Source organism: Caulobacter segnis (assembly GCF_003243465.1).
GTDB lineage: Bacteria > Pseudomonadota > Alphaproteobacteria > Caulobacterales > Caulobacteraceae > Caulobacter > Caulobacter segnis_A.
Window position 1 is genome coordinate 82,138 of the sequence record NZ_QFQZ01000002.1, and the last position, 14,210, is coordinate 96,347.

Here is a 14,210-nt window from a genome sequence, read left to right on the forward strand (position 1 = left end):
CAAGATCATGGAGCGATGGCCCTCATGACGATCAGCGGAGTAACCCCATAGGCGTGGGGCGGCCGCGAGTAACCCAGCTCTAGCATCGGACCAAAGTGCTGGAGAATCCCGAAAAGCTGGCTCCCAGACTGTTCGATCTCCACCCGATTCCTAAGTTCTTCGAAGCTGGAACCTTTCGGCATCGCGTCCAGAATGCCGACGAGATGCCATTCACCAGCTAGGGTATGACCGTGCTTGAGCATGATATCGGTCGCTGAACCGGTGAGATGCTCTTCGTCAAGGGTGCCCCAGAGAACCTCGCCTTTCTCGGTCACGAATGTCGCCTGAACCGCGTGGGGCATCATGCCCATTAAAGAGCCCACGAAGTCCGTCAGCGGAGAGGTATCAGTCCCTTTAGGGCCGCTCTTGTCCCGCCGCCGCGCTGCTCTATTCACGGGTAGGTCCGCTAGGTTTTCCTGCGGGATCGTCGCAGCGATAGACTGCTGGACAAAGGGAATCTCCCATAGCCTCTTCATGAAGCCTACATCGATCACACCAACGCCGACCTTCAACAGCACAAGCTGGCCGACACGCGCATCGATCACGTCGGGACACAACCAGCCCTGAGCGGTGTCCAAGAAGTTCAACGGCAACAGCCAACGAGGATCGAATTTTCTCGCGAGGCTCGTCTTTCCGCTACGCTTATGGTCCGCCTTACCGACAGCTAATGAAACGCCGCCCCCTGTCTCCGCCGCATCTTCTGATCCGCGAACCAGCTCGGTAAGAACCCCGTCGACGCCGAACTGTGTTAGCAGGATGCTCAGCCGGCGATGATCGACGTAAAGAAAGTCAAAGACGGAATCGGTTTGCTCTAGGTCGGCCGCCATTGTCAATTTCGCGGCGCGTTTCCTCAATCTTCGTCGCGGCCGCTTCCCTTTCAGCGATTACCTTTCGCGCGATTCCCTCTTTGGTAGCACGAAATAGTTCGCCTAAGCCCCGGTCGGCCTTATCTCGATCCTTCATCGTGAAATCTCCGCCGGCGTTGACCGATCCTAACGCACGAGAACCGTTGCCCCAACAGGTTGCATAAAATCCTAAAATTGGGGCCGGGGCCCTGAAATGAAACGCCCCCGCTCCTTGGTTTGATGCAGCCCCTACCAAACAAGCCGCGCTCGCGCGCGATCCGCCCGCACAGCGACATGCCGGCATGCCGCGTTATGTCGCCGAAGGACTTGACCTGTCCCGCATGCCCAAGCCCCGGGCGGTGCGGTCGCTCGACTATGAGACATTGCTGGAGCGGCGGCGCGTTCGCCTCAAGGCGGAGCTGGCGGCCCGCGACATTCCGTTCGACGCCGCTCGCATCGACTCCGAGCCGGCCATGGCCCTGCAACAGGTCGACGCCTATCGCGAGCTGCTTGGCTTGGCCCAGGTGAACGCCGGCGTCTTGGCCACGATGTTGGCCTGGGCGGTCGGAACAGACCTCGACAACTGCGCCCTGCGGTTGCCGCTGCTTCGCATGGACGGCGAAAGCGACGAGCGGTTCCGTTGGCGCTGCCTGCTCATTCCGGAGTCCTGGGGCGCGGGCAAGCTGGCCGGCTATCTTCTGGCCGCTCTCACCGCGCATCCCGATGTGGCCGACGCCGGCGTCTGGGTCGATCGCACCGATCCGCGCCAGCCGATTATCCGCATCGCGCCGATCGTCAGCGTGGCCAGCGGATGGGTCGACGCCTCCGACCCGGCCGTGCCGATCAAGCGCCTGCGGCCGGCCTCAGACGCGGACGGAACGCCGTCGGATGACGTGCTCGAGGCGGTGCGGATCCTGGCCAACCGTGACGACGTCGCGGCCGCCAGCGATGTGATCAGCGTTCGGCCGCCCAGGATCCTGCCCTACCAGATCTCGCTGGTGACCGAACACCTGCGCGGTCCGGATCCCGCCGCGCTCCGGACGTTGTCGGCCGAGGGATGCGCCGCCATGGCCGACGCGCGCCGATCGCCCGGCCGGGATGTGCCGCTGGCCGCAATCATCGCCGCCGGCCAGGTCCCCGCCGCAGAGAACGTCCAGCTGCTGTCGCCGACCGCGCCGATCCTCGCCAGCGAAGGCGACCTGGCGGTTTGCACCGCGATCGACGTCCAGAGCCTGGTGGTCAATGGCTGACGTCGAGAGCCTGCTCGCCAACGCCACGCCGTGGATGCGCGCCGTCGAAGCCGCTTCCGCGCCGGCCTGGTCGCTGCCGGTCCATCTGATTCCGGACTTCCATGATCCGTGGCGCTGCGCCCCCCACCTGTTGTCGGACCTGGCGTTCGATTGCTCGGTCGACGTCTGGAGCGAAACCTGGAGCGAGACCAAGAAGCGTGCGGTCATCGCACGGTCGGTCGAGATGCACAGGCAAAAAGGCACCCGCGCCGGGTTGCGCGCCTACATCGAGGTCGCCGGCGGCGAGCTACGCCGCATCACCGCGCCCGGCCAGGGCCTGTTCGCCGAAGCGGCCAGCGCCGACGATCGCGCGGCTTGGATCGCCCGGTTTCCTGAATTCCGGCTGTTCACGCACACGCCCTGGTCGGAAGATCCGGACGACGCCTACACGGGCGAGGCCTGCGCCGGCGACGAACTGGGCGCGTTCGCGCCTGATGCGCCCGCGACCCGCCTGCTGACGCGCGACGGCGTGCTGTTCCGCGACGGCGTCGAGATCCGCATGACACGCCGCGAGGACCTCGTCCTGGTCGACGGCGTCGAGACGATCGTGGAGCGCTATGTGGCCGTCGACGAGGATCCTCGCGGCGCATATGGCGACATGGCCTGGGCCGACGACTTCCCGATCGCCTCCGATCCGCTGCCGGCGCTGACGGTCACCCTCGATACAACGGCTGGCCAGACGATCGGCCGATCAGTCTCGAGCCAGTTCCTCGACACCGCGCCCGAGCGTGTGCGCGCCGTCGGCGCCGACGCGGGCGGCGCCTATGGTCTCAGTGACTACTTCGACGCCGTCTTCGCTGAACCCGGCATGGATCCGGCCGTCCTGGTGTTCGACCGTTGGCGGCTGGCCGATCCCGCCCGGGCCGCCGGCGGCTCCATGCCCGGCGATACCTTCCTTGATGATCCGGCGCTCGTCGGCGACGCGGCCTTCACCCTGCTCCTGGACGTGGTCGTGCCCGACGCGCTGGCGGAGGCCACGGCGATCGTCGGCGGCTTCGACCTCGAATTCTGCGAACCGCACGACAGCAGCCAGACCGACCTGGTGCTCGAAGCGATCCAATCGGCCGCCGCCGACCGGGACACCGTCCTGGTCAGGTTCGCGGCCCACCGACCCGCCCGTCTCGGCGACCGCCCCACCCTACCCTTCCGGCTCGGCCAACTGGTCGCCGACTTCTGAGGACCCCATGGAAACCCAGGTCATCTTCCGCGAACGTCAGCAGCTGCTGTCCGAGGACTTCATCAACATCCAGGCCTATACCCAGGCCTCGCTCGACGCAATCGTCGCCGCCGCCCTGGTCGGCCGGACGGTCTATGACGGTTTCCAAGCCGCCAAGTCCGGAACCTCGACGGTGACGATCGCCGCGGGCCGGTGCTTCGCCGGCAGTGGCGCGGTCTATGCGCGCCAAGCCGACACCACGCGCGACTTCATCGGCCAGCTTCCGCAGAACGCGAAACGCAAGGTCGCCGTCGTGACCTATGGCGTGACCGAGGATACCGGAGTCGAGCAGCGCAAGTTCCGCGTCAATGCTGTGACCAACCAGGTGGAGGCCGACGACGTCGCCATGCGCCGCGCGCGTTCGGCCCAGATCGCGTTCCTGCTGGGGGCGGAGAGCGCGGATCCGCAGTTGCCGGCGATCGACGCCTCACAAATCCACGTCGCCACCATCACGCTTTCGCAGCTGGGCGTCGAAGCGGTCGAGATGGTCGCCGAGAACGCCCTGGCCAACCTCGCCGACATCGCCGCGGCCGTGGATGACCACAAGCGCCTGCTGGCCGTGTTCGAAGGCCTGTTTGTCACCCTGCGTTCCGACATGTCGGCGCTGGCCGAGAAACAACGCCTGCTGGCCAGCTCGGGCGACGTCCAAGCTCTGCAGGTCGATGTCGCGCGCCTGCGGGCCCGCGCCGGCATTTCCTCGAGCGCGGTCGCCGTCGGGGCCAATCTTTTCCTGGACGAGACGGGCAGCGACAAGACCTACGCGGGATACGCCGCCAGCATCTTCGGCGGTCTGCGCTTCCCGACCGCGGCCTCCAGCTCGGCGGCCCTGCAACTCTTCAATCCCAACGACCCCGCCGTGCGCGTCGACAATGGCTTCTGCCTGCCGGCGTACGACGTCGAGGCCCGCGTGACGATCGACGGCTATGCCGGCGACCTGGCCCTGGCCAACTACCAGAGTCAGACCGTCGAGATGGTGCAGTTGACGCGGACCCGCGAACGCGTGGTCTACGGCGAAACGTCCAACGTCGTCGTCAACCTCAACGACCCCAGCTACGACCGCCTGGCCAAGACCTACGCCCGGGACGGTGAGACCCTGCAGGTCGACGCTGAGTGGTACAGCGGCGGCGGCCAGGCGATGATCGCCCTTCGCCCGAAGTCGACGACGATCACGGAAAGCGAGCCCTATTGGGATGCGGTCACGACCAGTTCGACGGTGCAAGGATCCACCCTTGGCCAGTCGTACCTGAACGCCCAAGCCGGCTACACGCTCGGCGTCGATGTCTTCTTCACCGACCTGGCGGCGACGGGCGACGTCCACGCCCACCTGGTCGAATGCGATGTCGCCGGCATGCCCAACATGGCGCGGGGCGTCGCCAAGGTCACTAAGGCCGCCGCCGACCTCAAGCGTTACCCCGCGGCCACCAGCTTCGGCGTTCCGCCGACTGTTCTTTCGCCGGGCAAGCGTTACGCCTGGGTGTTCGTCAGCCAGGGCGCGCACCGAATGGCCGTAGCGGACAAGAACCGCTACGCGGCCGGCCAGCTCTTCTCGAGCACCGATGGCGCTTTCTTCTCGGCCGCCGGCGACAAGGACCTGCTGATGGTCGTGAAGTTCGCCCGCTTCAGAGCCTCCCGCGTGGTCGTGCAGCTGCAGCCGATCCAGCTCGCCGGCGGGATCTCCGATCTCGACCTTCTCTATGAAGCCGTCCGCGAAGCCGGCACGGACCTGGTGCTCGAGATCCAGCCGCAGGGCCTGTCGACTTGGTATCAGGTCGGCGGCGACGACACCGCCTCTGGCCTGGCCAGCCTGCCCGCCGCTCTAAACGCCCGCCTGACCTTTGTCGGCTCTCCCGACATGATGCCCGGCATCAAGCTTTCGGACAGCATCGTCAGGGCCTTCCGCCGATCGACGGCCTTGAACCACACGAGCAAGGTGCTGGCCCGGGCCACGACCAGCACGATCAAGTACACGGCCTATCTCCGCGGCTTCAACGCGGCGGCCCCTGCCAACCATACCTGCGTCGCGAAGATCCTGATCGGCGGCGTGACCGAGTTGCACGACCTGGTCACCGACGAGGTGGTCCCCGCGATCGGAGCCGACCCGGGCGGCATCAAGCGGACCTGGACCTTCAACATCGCATCGCCGACCTCGAGCTATCGCACCCAGCTGCTGGGGACGACCGCCGACGGCCGCAACACCTTCACGATCACCGAAGCCATCGACCAGGCGCTCTAGGAGGCTCCATGACCCGCAAGACCCAAACCGAGCCGGTTGTCGAGGCCGACGCCTATTACGCCGTCGTCCTGCGCGAACGCGCCGTGCTGCCCCACCAGACCCTCGCCCCGCGCGAGGAGCCCTACGAGATGCGCGGCCGCCTCCTTCAGGCGGTCCATGAAAGCGTCGCGAGCTTCGAGAAGATCGGCTGATCATGGGCCAGGCCAACCTCTACAAGGTCACCGACGACACCGTCCTGACGCCTGAATATCTGAACAGCCTCCTGGGCGACATCGACACGCGGATCCGTGGCGTCGAAGCCATCCGCGCGAAGCTGGCCAGCGCGATCTCGGACCTGCAGGCGGTTGGCCTGGCCCGTATCAACGACACCGTTGCGCCTCTCATCGCCCAGGTTCAGGCCGACGTCGCCGAGGTCCAGGAGAACCTCGCCGGCGTGACCGAGCAGATCGAGCAGCTGCTCCAGGGCGCGGTGCCGGCCGCCAGCATCGTCGAAAACGCGACGCGGGTGTTCGTGACCCCGGAGCAGCGGGCGCGCATTGGCGAGACGGCCGCCGCGATCGCGACCCTGCAGCAGACGGTATCGACCACGATCACCGACGCGATCGCTGCGCTGGCGCCCAAGGCCGACGCGGATCTCAGCGGAACGGTCGCCTTGGTCACGGAGATCACGCCACCGATTCTCGACGGCGATCAGGCCAACTGGAACCCCGACAACCTGCGTCACGCGACCACCGTCCGGATCGCCTCGTCCAAACGCGTCACGATCTCAGGCCTGGCGGCCGGCCGCTCGGGCGAGCTCAAGATCCTCGACAACGTCGGCACTTTCGACGTGACCCTGGCGACCGAGGCCCCGGCCTCGGCCTCGGGCAATCGCTTCGCCCTGGGCGAAGACCATGTCCTTCGCCCGGGCCAGTCGCTGATGCTGCGCTACGTCGCCGCCTCTGCCCGCTGGCGCGCGATCGCCAACAACGCACGCTCGAGCGCGCCTCCCGGCATGAGGGCGCAGTTCGACATCGCCCCGCCCGCGCCCTGGCTCCCGCTCCAGGGGGGCGCCATCCTCAACGCGAGCTATCCCAAACTCGCCCAGGTCCACAGCGTTGACGCAGGTTTGGCCGCCGCCACGAGCAGCCTGAACTGGTCGGCGCTGCCCGGGCTCGACACCTTGCTCCCCGGCGCTGTCTGCATCGGCCTGGCCAAAGGCCTTGGCTTCTACTGGGCCGTCTTCTGGCGTTCGGAGACTGGAGGGACGCACGCCCTTCAGGTCTATCGGACCGCCAACATGCTCCTGGGGCCGTGGAGCAAGGTCCTCGAAGAGCACGACGTGACGGCGGGCCAAGCTCTAGGCTATTCGGCCGATCACGCCGTGGCCCTGGGCGCGCGGCAGATCGAGTTTTCACCCACGCAAGGTGCCTTCGCCTTCGGCAACACCTTGGTGGTCCTTTCCGCCACTACCTGCACGGCCAAAAGGGCGTTCTTCCCCTCAAGCTTCTGGGATCAGACCACGTCCAAGGCGGTCTGCTATGTTCCCCCGAGCGCCAAGTGGCTGTTTGCGGATTTCAAGGTCAATGGCGCGCTAGGCCAAGTCTTAAACCTCGCGTCGGATCAAGCCGACACCTCCGGCACGGCCCAGACCCGAATGGCCGCGGGCGCATCGATCAAGAAGCTCGCCTGGTGGGACGGGCGGGTCTGGGCCATGAACGCCCTCAATAAGGACGTGATCCCGGTTTTTTGCAGTTTCGACGAAGGCCTTAACTGGTCGGGTGCCGGGACGGGTGTATTGGGCGCCGTCACGTCAGGACCGAACACCAGCGTCGACCTTGCCGTCGTCAACGATCGGCTATGCGTGATGTTCTCCGGGTCCTTCGCCTACGGAGCCTCCCTGTTCATCTCTTCGCCGGACCGTTCGTCGTTCGAGCCCAACACCTCCGACGCCGTCTTTGGCGTCCTCTCCATGCCTGGCGCCCATGGCGACTACATGCTGGTGCTTAACGTCAACTCCGGCCTCAGCTACCGGCCCCGCTCGGGCGGTGCGTGGAAGCCGCTGACCGCGGACCAATTCTTCAGCTACCCCTCCCCCATGCATCCCGCCGGGTTCGTGTTCGACGAGCTCAACAACACCGTCTGGTCGATCAGCGCGTCAGGCCAGGCGTCGCGTGTCGTTCTCTCGCCCGATCCCAAGACGATGGCCGTCCTGCCCACCGTGACGACGACCCCGCCCACCTATGTCTATGGAGGCTGAGCATGTTCATCGCCAAGACCGATAGCGCCGGCGTCTGGCAGGGCGAAATTTCGGAAGTCGCCGACGACGCCGTCTGCCCGGCTGGCTGGCGCATCGTCTCGGCCGCGCCGCCGATGCTCGCCCCGGGCCAGGTCGCCGCCTGGGCAGGCTCGGCCTGGGAGATCGTGCCTGAGGCTGAGCGGCCGACCTCGCTCTCGAAAACGCCCCTCCGGATCGCCAAGATCGACTTTTCCCGACTGTTCACCACTGACGAGCTGGTCGCCTACCTGGCGCTTGAGGCGCAAGCCAAGAGCCTGACGCCGGCCGACTTCGCTGACCCGACAAAGACGGCCCTCGTTCAGGCCGCCGTGATGTTCGCGAAGTTCGGCATGCTGCCCGACCTGATCGAACTCGATCACCCCGAGACGATCGCCGGCGTCAGCCAGGTCCTCGTCGCCAACGGCGTCTTGACGGCCGCCGAGGCGGCGCGGATCCTCGCCAACGTCCCGCCGAGCGCCTAGCACCCCGTCGAGACCCTTTCGCCGACCGACGATCGCGCGTCCCCCATTGTGCGCGATCGTCACCGTGCCTTTCGTGGTTTGATCCGCGCCCCGGTAAACGAAGCGCGCGCGCATGGCTTGGCCGCCTTGGCCATCGTGCCGGCGATGACCAGCCCCGCTGAAACCGACCGCCGCCTGGGCGACCTGCTGCGCTACGGCACGGTGTGTGAAGTGGCCGGCGCGCATTGCCGCGTGAAGCTGGACGAGGGTTTCGAGACCGACTGGATCAAGATGCCGATGATCCGAGCCGGCTCCATTCGGATCTGGGCCCCCTTCGCAAACGGCGAGGAAGTCTCTCTCGTCTGCCCTGACGGCGACATTGCCGCAGCGACCATCCACGCCAGCCACGCCTCGGACGACTACCCCGCCCCCCTCGATCCCGCACAGACCCGCATCGATTGGGCCGATGGGTCCTGGATCGGCTACGACCCGGGCGCCGGCGACTTCACGGTACAGCTCGTTGCGGGCGCGGTGCGCCTGGTGGCGCCCGGCGGCCTGGCCATCGACGCCGACGTCGAGGTTCGGGGCAAGCTGCACGCGACGGCCGAGATCTCGTCCGACATTGATCTGACGGCCTCGGGCGTCTCTCTGGTGGATCACGATCACGTCGAGACCGGCGCGCTCACCAAGAAGCCGCGCCGCCAATGAGGGGCATCGACCGCGACACCGGCCAGCCGATCTCGGGCCCCGCCTATCTCCGCCAGCGCATCGCCAATGTCCTGACGACCGCGATCGGCTCCAGCGTGATGCGCCGCGACTACGGGTCCGAGATCCCGGCGATGATCGACATGGTCGTCAATCCCGCGAACGTCCTGCTGCTGTACGGCGCGATCGCCGGCGCGCTCCAGCGCTGGGTCGGCGACTTCAAGCTTACGCGCGTGGAGCTGCTGCGCGGCCAGCAGCCCGGCCAGTTCGTGTTGGCCCTCGAGGGCCAGGAAACTGGCCAGTCCGCCACACCCGAACCCACCCAAATTTCCGTCCCGCTGCGCATCACCGCGACGGGCCTGACCACGGCTTAAGGAGCGACCATGTCCGAAGAGTACAATCACGGCGTCCGCGTGCTCGAGGTGAAGACCGGCGGGCGCACGCTGCGCACCATCGCGACCGCCATCATCGGCTTGGTGGCCACGGGTCCAGCGGCCGACGCGGCCATGTTCCCGGCCAACCAGCTGGTGGTCATCAATGGCGGCAACATCGATGCGGCCATCGCCGCCGCAGGCGCCACCGGTACGCTGCGCGGCAGCCTGCAGGCGATCGCCAACCAGGCTTCGACCTTCGTGATCGTCGGCCGAGCCGTCCAGGGCGCCGCGCCGATCGACACCGTCGACAAGGCTGTCGTTGCGATGATCAAGCAGCTCCGCGTCGCCGAGGCCCTGGTCGGCTACAAGCCGCGGATCATCGGAGCGCCCGGCCTGGACACCGAGGCGGTGACGACCGAGCTGGCCCTGACGGCCGCCAAGCTGAGAGGTCGCGCCTACGCTTCCTGCAACGGCGCGAACACCGTCGCCTCCATCCTCACCTATCGGGCCAAGTTCTCCGCTCGCGAGCTGATGTTGATCGCCGGCGACTTCACCGCCGATAGCGGCGCGGTCACGGTCAACGGGGTCGCCACCGCCCTGGGCCTTCGCGCGAAGATCGACCAGACGATCGGCTGGAACAAAACCATCTCCAACGTGCCGGTGGCGGCCGTCACCGGGATCGCCAACCCGTTCTTCTTCGACCTGCAGGACAGCAGCACCGACGTCGGAGCCCTGAACGCCGCCGGCGTGACCTGCCTGGTCAATTTCGACGGAGCGTTGCGGTTCTGGGGCTCGCGTACCTGCTCTAGCGATCCGGACTTCGTGTTTGAGAGCGCGGTCGCCACCGCCCAGGTCCTCGCCGACACCTGCGCTCGCGGGCTGGCCGCCTATGTCGATGGGCCGATCACGCCCTCCATGGCGCGCGATGCCATCGAGGAGATCAACACCTTTGGCCGCCGCCTGAAGACCAGCGGGCTGCTCATCGACTGCAAGGCCTATCTGCCCGAGAGCAATACCGCCGAAACGCTGTCGGCCGGCGGCTTGCGCATCGGCTACCGGTTCACGCCGACCCCGCCGCTGGAGGACCTGACCCTGCAGCAGGAGATCACCGAAGAGTTTCTGTCCGACTTCGCCGCTCAGGTCGCCGCCTGACGCCAAAACCGGCGCGGGTGACCGCTCGCGCCGTCCTCTCCCCTGCTTTGGAGCGCCCCTATGAGCAAGCTTCCCTCGAAGCTGATGATGATGAACACGTTCCTGAACGGCTACGGCTACGGGGGCGAGGCCAAGGTGGTGAAGCCGCCGCCGCTGAAGTTCATGACCGACAAGCACAACACCGAGATCGGCCCGATCAACTACCGTAACGGCCAGATCGACGAGCTGAAGCTGGAATACACCCTGGCCGGCTTGGTGGTGCAGTCGATCCGCGCCATGGGCGCGACCGCCATCGATGGCGTCCAGCTTCGCTTCACTGGCGCCTACCAGCGGCCCGACACCGGCGAGACGTCGCAGGCCGAGATCGTCGTTCGCGGCCAGCAGAACGAGTGGGACCCGGGCGACGCCGAGGTCGGCAAGGACACCGAGCACAAGTACGTGGTCGACTGCGTCTACTACAAGCTGACGATCGACGGCGTCGAAGAGGCCGAAATCGACAAGCTCAACCGCCTGATCAAGATCGGCGGCGTCGATCTCACCGCCAAGCTGCGCCAGGCCGCCGGCGGCGTCTGATCCCCCTTCACCGACAACGCGGGCGGCGTGCGCTCCGGGGCTCACGAGGGAGCTTTCCCGCGCCGCCGGCGGGGCCAGGCGCTGACGTCCCCGCCTGGCGACCAAAAGCAACGAGGCTTCCATGACCGACACAGCTTCCGATTTCGTCGACGTTCCCCTGAAGAGGCCGCTGGTGCGCGGCGAGACGACTTACACCACGGTCCGCCTGCGCAAGCCGGGCGGCAGCGAACTGCACGGCCTATCGCTCGTGCCGCTGCTGCAGATGGACGTGAAGGACGTGCAGACCCTTCTGCCGCGTATCAGCAATCCTGTGGTCCACCGGGGTGACTTCGCCGGCGACAAGCCGGCGATCGACGTGGCGGACCTCGTGAAAATGGCCAGCGAGGTGGCGGGTTTTTTGCTCGGGACGGACAATTAGTCGGTCTCCCTGAAAGCACCGACGAGGCGATGGCCGACATCGTGGCGGTCTTCGGATGGCCGCCGGCCGGCGTCGTCGAGACGGTGCCCGAGATTGTCCGATGGCGATCGATGGCCATCGATCGCTGGCGCAAAATGAACGGCATCAAGGAAGACTGACGTGGCCGACCGCAGCATGCGCCTGGAGATCATCCTGGCTGGTGTCGAGCGCATCACCGCTCCCTTCAACAAGGCGGGCCAGGCCTCCAAGAATCTGACCAAGGACCTGAAGGCCGCCCGCGACCGCCTCTCGGACCTGGAAAAGACCCAGCGCAGTCTCACCGGCTTTCAGAAGCTCGAGCAGGACATTGTGGCCACCGGCGCGGAAATGAAGAAGGCGCGGGCTACCGCCGCCGCGCTCGAGCGCCAGTTTGACGAGACCGCCAAGCCGACCAAGCGTCTCATGAACGAGACGGCGAAGGCCGCAGATGCCGTCGCCAAGCTCGAGGCCAAACAGCGCGAGCAGGTCACCCGCCTCGAGCAGGTCAAGGGAAAGCTGCAGGCGGCCGGGTTCGAGACTGGTGACATGGCCCGCGCCCAGGACAAGCTGCACGACCAGGTCCGGGAGGCCAACCGGGCTCTGGACGCCCAGAAGGGCAAGCTCGAGGAACTGGCCGAGCGCCAGGCCCGACACGCCAAGGCCAGCCGTATCATTGCGGCCGGCGGCGGTCGCGCCGGCAAGGCTCTGGCTGTCAGCGCCGTGGCCGGCGCTGGGGCTTTGGGCGTCGAGCGCGCGATCGAGGTTCCGGCGCGCCCGGCCATGAACTACGAGGACGCCCTGGCCGATATCAACAAGGTGGTCGACTTCAAGAACCACCAGGAGGCCGACGCGTTCGGCCGTCGCTTGCTGGACACCAGCACCGACATGCCCGGTATGCAGGCCGAGGAGCTCGCCACGATCGCGGCCGCTGCCGGTCGTTCTCAAATCGCCAAGACCGAACTGATCACGTTCACCGAGGACGCGGCGAAGATGGGCGTCGCCTTCGACGTCGCAGCCGAAGACGCCGGCTCGATGATGGCGACCTGGCGCACGGCGTTCGACCTGACACAGCCCAAGGTCCGTGAGCTCGCCGACCAGATCAACGCGCTCACCAACAGGTTCGGCGGCAGTGCCGGCAATGTGTCGTCGATAGTCACCCGGATCGGCGTGCTGGGCGAAGTCGCCGGCGTCAGCGCCGCCCAGACGGCCGCCATGGGCGCGATGCTCGATAAGCTCGGGATCCAGGAGGAGATAAGCGCGACCGGGATCAAGAACCTGCTGCTCACCCTTACTAAGGGGACGGCGGCAACCAAGGATCAACAGGCCGCCTTCAAGGCGCTCGGTCTCAACGCCGAGCAGGTCTCAAAGGACATGCAGAAGAACGCCGGCGCGACCATCGAGTCCGTCCTGGAGCGCATCGGCAAGCTGCCCAAGGACAAGCAGGCCGGGTTGCTGACCGACCTCTTCGGCTCGGAATCGGTGGCGGCGATCGCTCCGATGCTGACCCAGCTCGATCAGTTGAAGGCGCGGCTGCAGCTGGTCGGCGACGCGACCGCCTACACGGGGTCGATGAACAAGGAATACCTGGCGCGGATCGCGACGACGTCGGGCGCGGTCGGCTTGGCGAATAACGGCCTGCAGGCGATCAACATCGAGATGGGGCAGAAGCTACTGCCGATCATCACGGCCGGCGCGACCAAGGTGGCGGCGATCGCCAAGAACTTCCGCGCCTGGACCCATGAGCACCCCAAATTGGCCCAGCTGCTGGCCAAGGGCGCCGTGGTGGTCGGCGTTTTCGTCGCCGCTGTCGCCGCCATCGCCCTGGTCGTCGCGCCGATCCTGGCTTTCCTTGCCGCCCTGGGCGGGGCCGCCGCAGCGCTCGGCGTGACAGTCGGCGCCCTCGCGAGCACGATCGCGGCGGTCGTCGCCATCATTGGGGTCGGTATCGTCGCCGTCATCGGCTTGGTGAAGGGCTGGCACCAGCTCGTTCCGATCGTGGGAGCCGTCTGGGCGGGCGTCGTCCAGCACTTTCGGGAGGCCGTCGCGTTCATCACCAAGCTGAGCGTGGTCTTTTACGAGGCCGGCAAGCACCTGATGTCGGGTCTCGTCCAGGGCATCGGCAGCGGGCTCGGCCAGGTGAAGGACACGATCTTCAACGCCGGCGGAAAGATCGTGGCCTGGTTCAAGGAAAAGCTCGGGATCCACTCTCCCTCTCGGGTCTTCGCGGGCCTGGGCGGCTTCGTCATGGCGGGCCTGGACAAGGGCCTCGAGGACGGCCAGGCCGCCCCCCTGGCCCGGGTGCGCGCGATCGCCGGAGGACTTGCCGACCATTTCAGCCGCGCCGCGCCGAGGCTGGCGCACGTCGCGGGCGCCGCCGCCTTGGTCGCCACCAGCGCCAGCGGCCAGGCCGCGGTCTCCGCTCCGCCGGCGGGCATGCGGCCCGGCGCCCAGGCCGCCGCCGGCGGCGCGCCGCCGATCGTCATCAACATCACCATCAACGCCGCGCCCGGGCAGGACGATTCGCAGCTGGCAAAGCTGGTCGGTGACCACGTCGCCGGCGCGGTCAACAAGGCCCTCGCGCCGACGCGCAGGAACGCCCAATACGAGGACGGCTGGGTCTGATGTCGAAC

14 protein-coding genes are annotated in these 14,210 nt (G+C 66.9%); 13 read left to right on the plus strand and 1 reads right to left on the minus strand.

What is annotated here, in order from left to right; all coding sequences use genetic code 11:
- Window positions 1-5: 5 nt before the first annotated feature.
- Window positions 6-866 (minus strand): hypothetical protein, encoded by an 861-nt coding sequence (locus tag DI526_RS01315; protein WP_304273141.1) that lies wholly within the window; start codon window positions 864-866, stop codon window positions 6-8.
- A 320-nt stretch (window positions 867-1,186) separates the two neighbouring features.
- Here DI526_RS01315 and DI526_RS01320 point away from each other — a divergent pair, with 320 nt between their 5' ends.
- From DI526_RS01320 to DI526_RS01380, 13 genes are all read left to right on the plus strand, one after another.
- Complete coding sequence (locus DI526_RS01320) at window positions 1,187-2,134, plus strand: hypothetical protein (RefSeq protein WP_304273144.1); 948 nt, start codon at window positions 1,187-1,189, stop codon at window positions 2,132-2,134.
- Window positions 2,127-3,350 (plus strand): phage tail protein I, encoded by a 1,224-nt coding sequence (locus DI526_RS01325; protein ID WP_304273147.1) that lies wholly within the window; start codon window positions 2,127-2,129, stop codon window positions 3,348-3,350. The genes DI526_RS01320 and DI526_RS01325 overlap by 8 nt, the downstream gene beginning before the upstream one ends.
- Before the next feature lie 7 nt (window positions 3,351-3,357).
- Window positions 3,358-5,622, plus strand: a complete 2,265-nt coding sequence (locus tag DI526_RS01330; RefSeq protein ID WP_304273150.1) for a hypothetical protein — start codon at window positions 3,358-3,360, stop codon at window positions 5,620-5,622.
- Between the two features lie 8 nt (window positions 5,623-5,630).
- Window positions 5,631-5,813, plus strand: coding sequence for a hypothetical protein (locus DI526_RS01335; RefSeq protein ID WP_304273153.1), 183 nt, complete (start codon window positions 5,631-5,633; stop codon window positions 5,811-5,813).
- A gap of 2 nt (window positions 5,814-5,815) precedes the next feature.
- The gene (locus DI526_RS01340) at window positions 5,816-7,861 is read left to right on the plus strand and encodes a hypothetical protein (RefSeq protein WP_304273155.1); all 2,046 of its coding nucleotides are present in this window, start codon (window positions 5,816-5,818) and stop codon (window positions 7,859-7,861) included.
- A 2-nt stretch (window positions 7,862-7,863) separates the two neighbouring features.
- A complete protein-coding gene (locus DI526_RS01345; protein WP_304273156.1) occupies window positions 7,864-8,361 on the plus strand; it encodes a hypothetical protein in 498 nt (165 codons plus the stop codon).
- 117 nt (window positions 8,362-8,478) lie between these two features.
- The gene (locus tag DI526_RS01350; protein ID WP_304273159.1) at window positions 8,479-9,048 is read left to right on the plus strand and encodes a phage baseplate assembly protein V; all 570 of its coding nucleotides are present in this window, start codon (window positions 8,479-8,481) and stop codon (window positions 9,046-9,048) included.
- Window positions 9,045-9,419 (plus strand): GPW/gp25 family protein, encoded by a 375-nt coding sequence (locus tag DI526_RS01355; protein WP_304273161.1) that lies wholly within the window; start codon window positions 9,045-9,047, stop codon window positions 9,417-9,419. The genes DI526_RS01350 and DI526_RS01355 overlap by 4 nt, the downstream gene beginning before the upstream one ends.
- A gap of 9 nt (window positions 9,420-9,428) precedes the next feature.
- Window positions 9,429-10,571, plus strand: coding sequence for a phage tail sheath subtilisin-like domain-containing protein (locus tag DI526_RS01360; protein ID WP_304273164.1), 1,143 nt, complete (start codon window positions 9,429-9,431; stop codon window positions 10,569-10,571).
- Window positions 10,572-10,631: 60 nt separating this feature from the next.
- A complete protein-coding gene (locus DI526_RS01365) occupies window positions 10,632-11,144 on the plus strand; it encodes a phage major tail tube protein (RefSeq protein WP_304273167.1) in 513 nt (170 codons plus the stop codon).
- A 121-nt stretch (window positions 11,145-11,265) separates the two neighbouring features.
- Window positions 11,266-11,562: a phage tail assembly protein gene (locus DI526_RS01370; RefSeq protein WP_304273170.1), complete on the plus strand. Its 297-nt coding sequence runs from the start codon at window positions 11,266-11,268 to the stop codon at window positions 11,560-11,562.
- A 29-nt stretch (window positions 11,563-11,591) separates the two neighbouring features.
- Complete coding sequence (locus DI526_RS01375) at window positions 11,592-11,720, plus strand: GpE family phage tail protein (RefSeq protein ID WP_304273172.1); 129 nt, start codon at window positions 11,592-11,594, stop codon at window positions 11,718-11,720.
- Between the two features lies 1 nt (window position 11,721).
- Entirely contained in the window at window positions 11,722-14,202 is a 2,481-nt protein-coding gene (locus DI526_RS01380) for a phage tail tape measure protein (RefSeq protein ID WP_304273174.1), read from the plus strand.
- Window positions 14,203-14,210: the final 8 nt, after the last annotated feature.

Bases quoted from the DNA above. Each gene is read 5' to 3' on its own strand.
- DI526_RS01315 (WP_304273141.1), bottom strand. From the start codon at position 866: ATGGCGGCCGACCTAGAGCAAACCGATTCCGTCTTTGACTTTCTTTAC.
- DI526_RS01320 (WP_304273144.1), top strand. From the start codon at position 1,187: ATGCCGCGTTATGTCGCCGAAGGACTTGACCTGTCCCGCATGCCCAAG.
- DI526_RS01325 (WP_304273147.1), top strand. From the start codon at position 2,127: ATGGCTGACGTCGAGAGCCTGCTCGCCAACGCCACGCCGTGGATGCGC.
- DI526_RS01330 (WP_304273150.1), top strand. From the start codon at position 3,358: ATGGAAACCCAGGTCATCTTCCGCGAACGTCAGCAGCTGCTGTCCGAG.
- DI526_RS01335 (WP_304273153.1), top strand. From the start codon at position 5,631: ATGACCCGCAAGACCCAAACCGAGCCGGTTGTCGAGGCCGACGCCTAT.
- DI526_RS01340 (WP_304273155.1), top strand. From the start codon at position 5,816: ATGGGCCAGGCCAACCTCTACAAGGTCACCGACGACACCGTCCTGACG.
- DI526_RS01345 (WP_304273156.1), top strand. From the start codon at position 7,864: ATGTTCATCGCCAAGACCGATAGCGCCGGCGTCTGGCAGGGCGAAATT.
- DI526_RS01355 (WP_304273161.1), top strand. From the start codon at position 9,045: ATGAGGGGCATCGACCGCGACACCGGCCAGCCGATCTCGGGCCCCGCC.
- DI526_RS01360 (WP_304273164.1), top strand. From the start codon at position 9,429: ATGTCCGAAGAGTACAATCACGGCGTCCGCGTGCTCGAGGTGAAGACC.
- DI526_RS01365 (WP_304273167.1), top strand. From the start codon at position 10,632: ATGAGCAAGCTTCCCTCGAAGCTGATGATGATGAACACGTTCCTGAAC.
- DI526_RS01370 (WP_304273170.1), top strand. From the start codon at position 11,266: ATGACCGACACAGCTTCCGATTTCGTCGACGTTCCCCTGAAGAGGCCG.
- DI526_RS01375 (WP_304273172.1), top strand. From the start codon at position 11,592: ATGGCCGACATCGTGGCGGTCTTCGGATGGCCGCCGGCCGGCGTCGTC.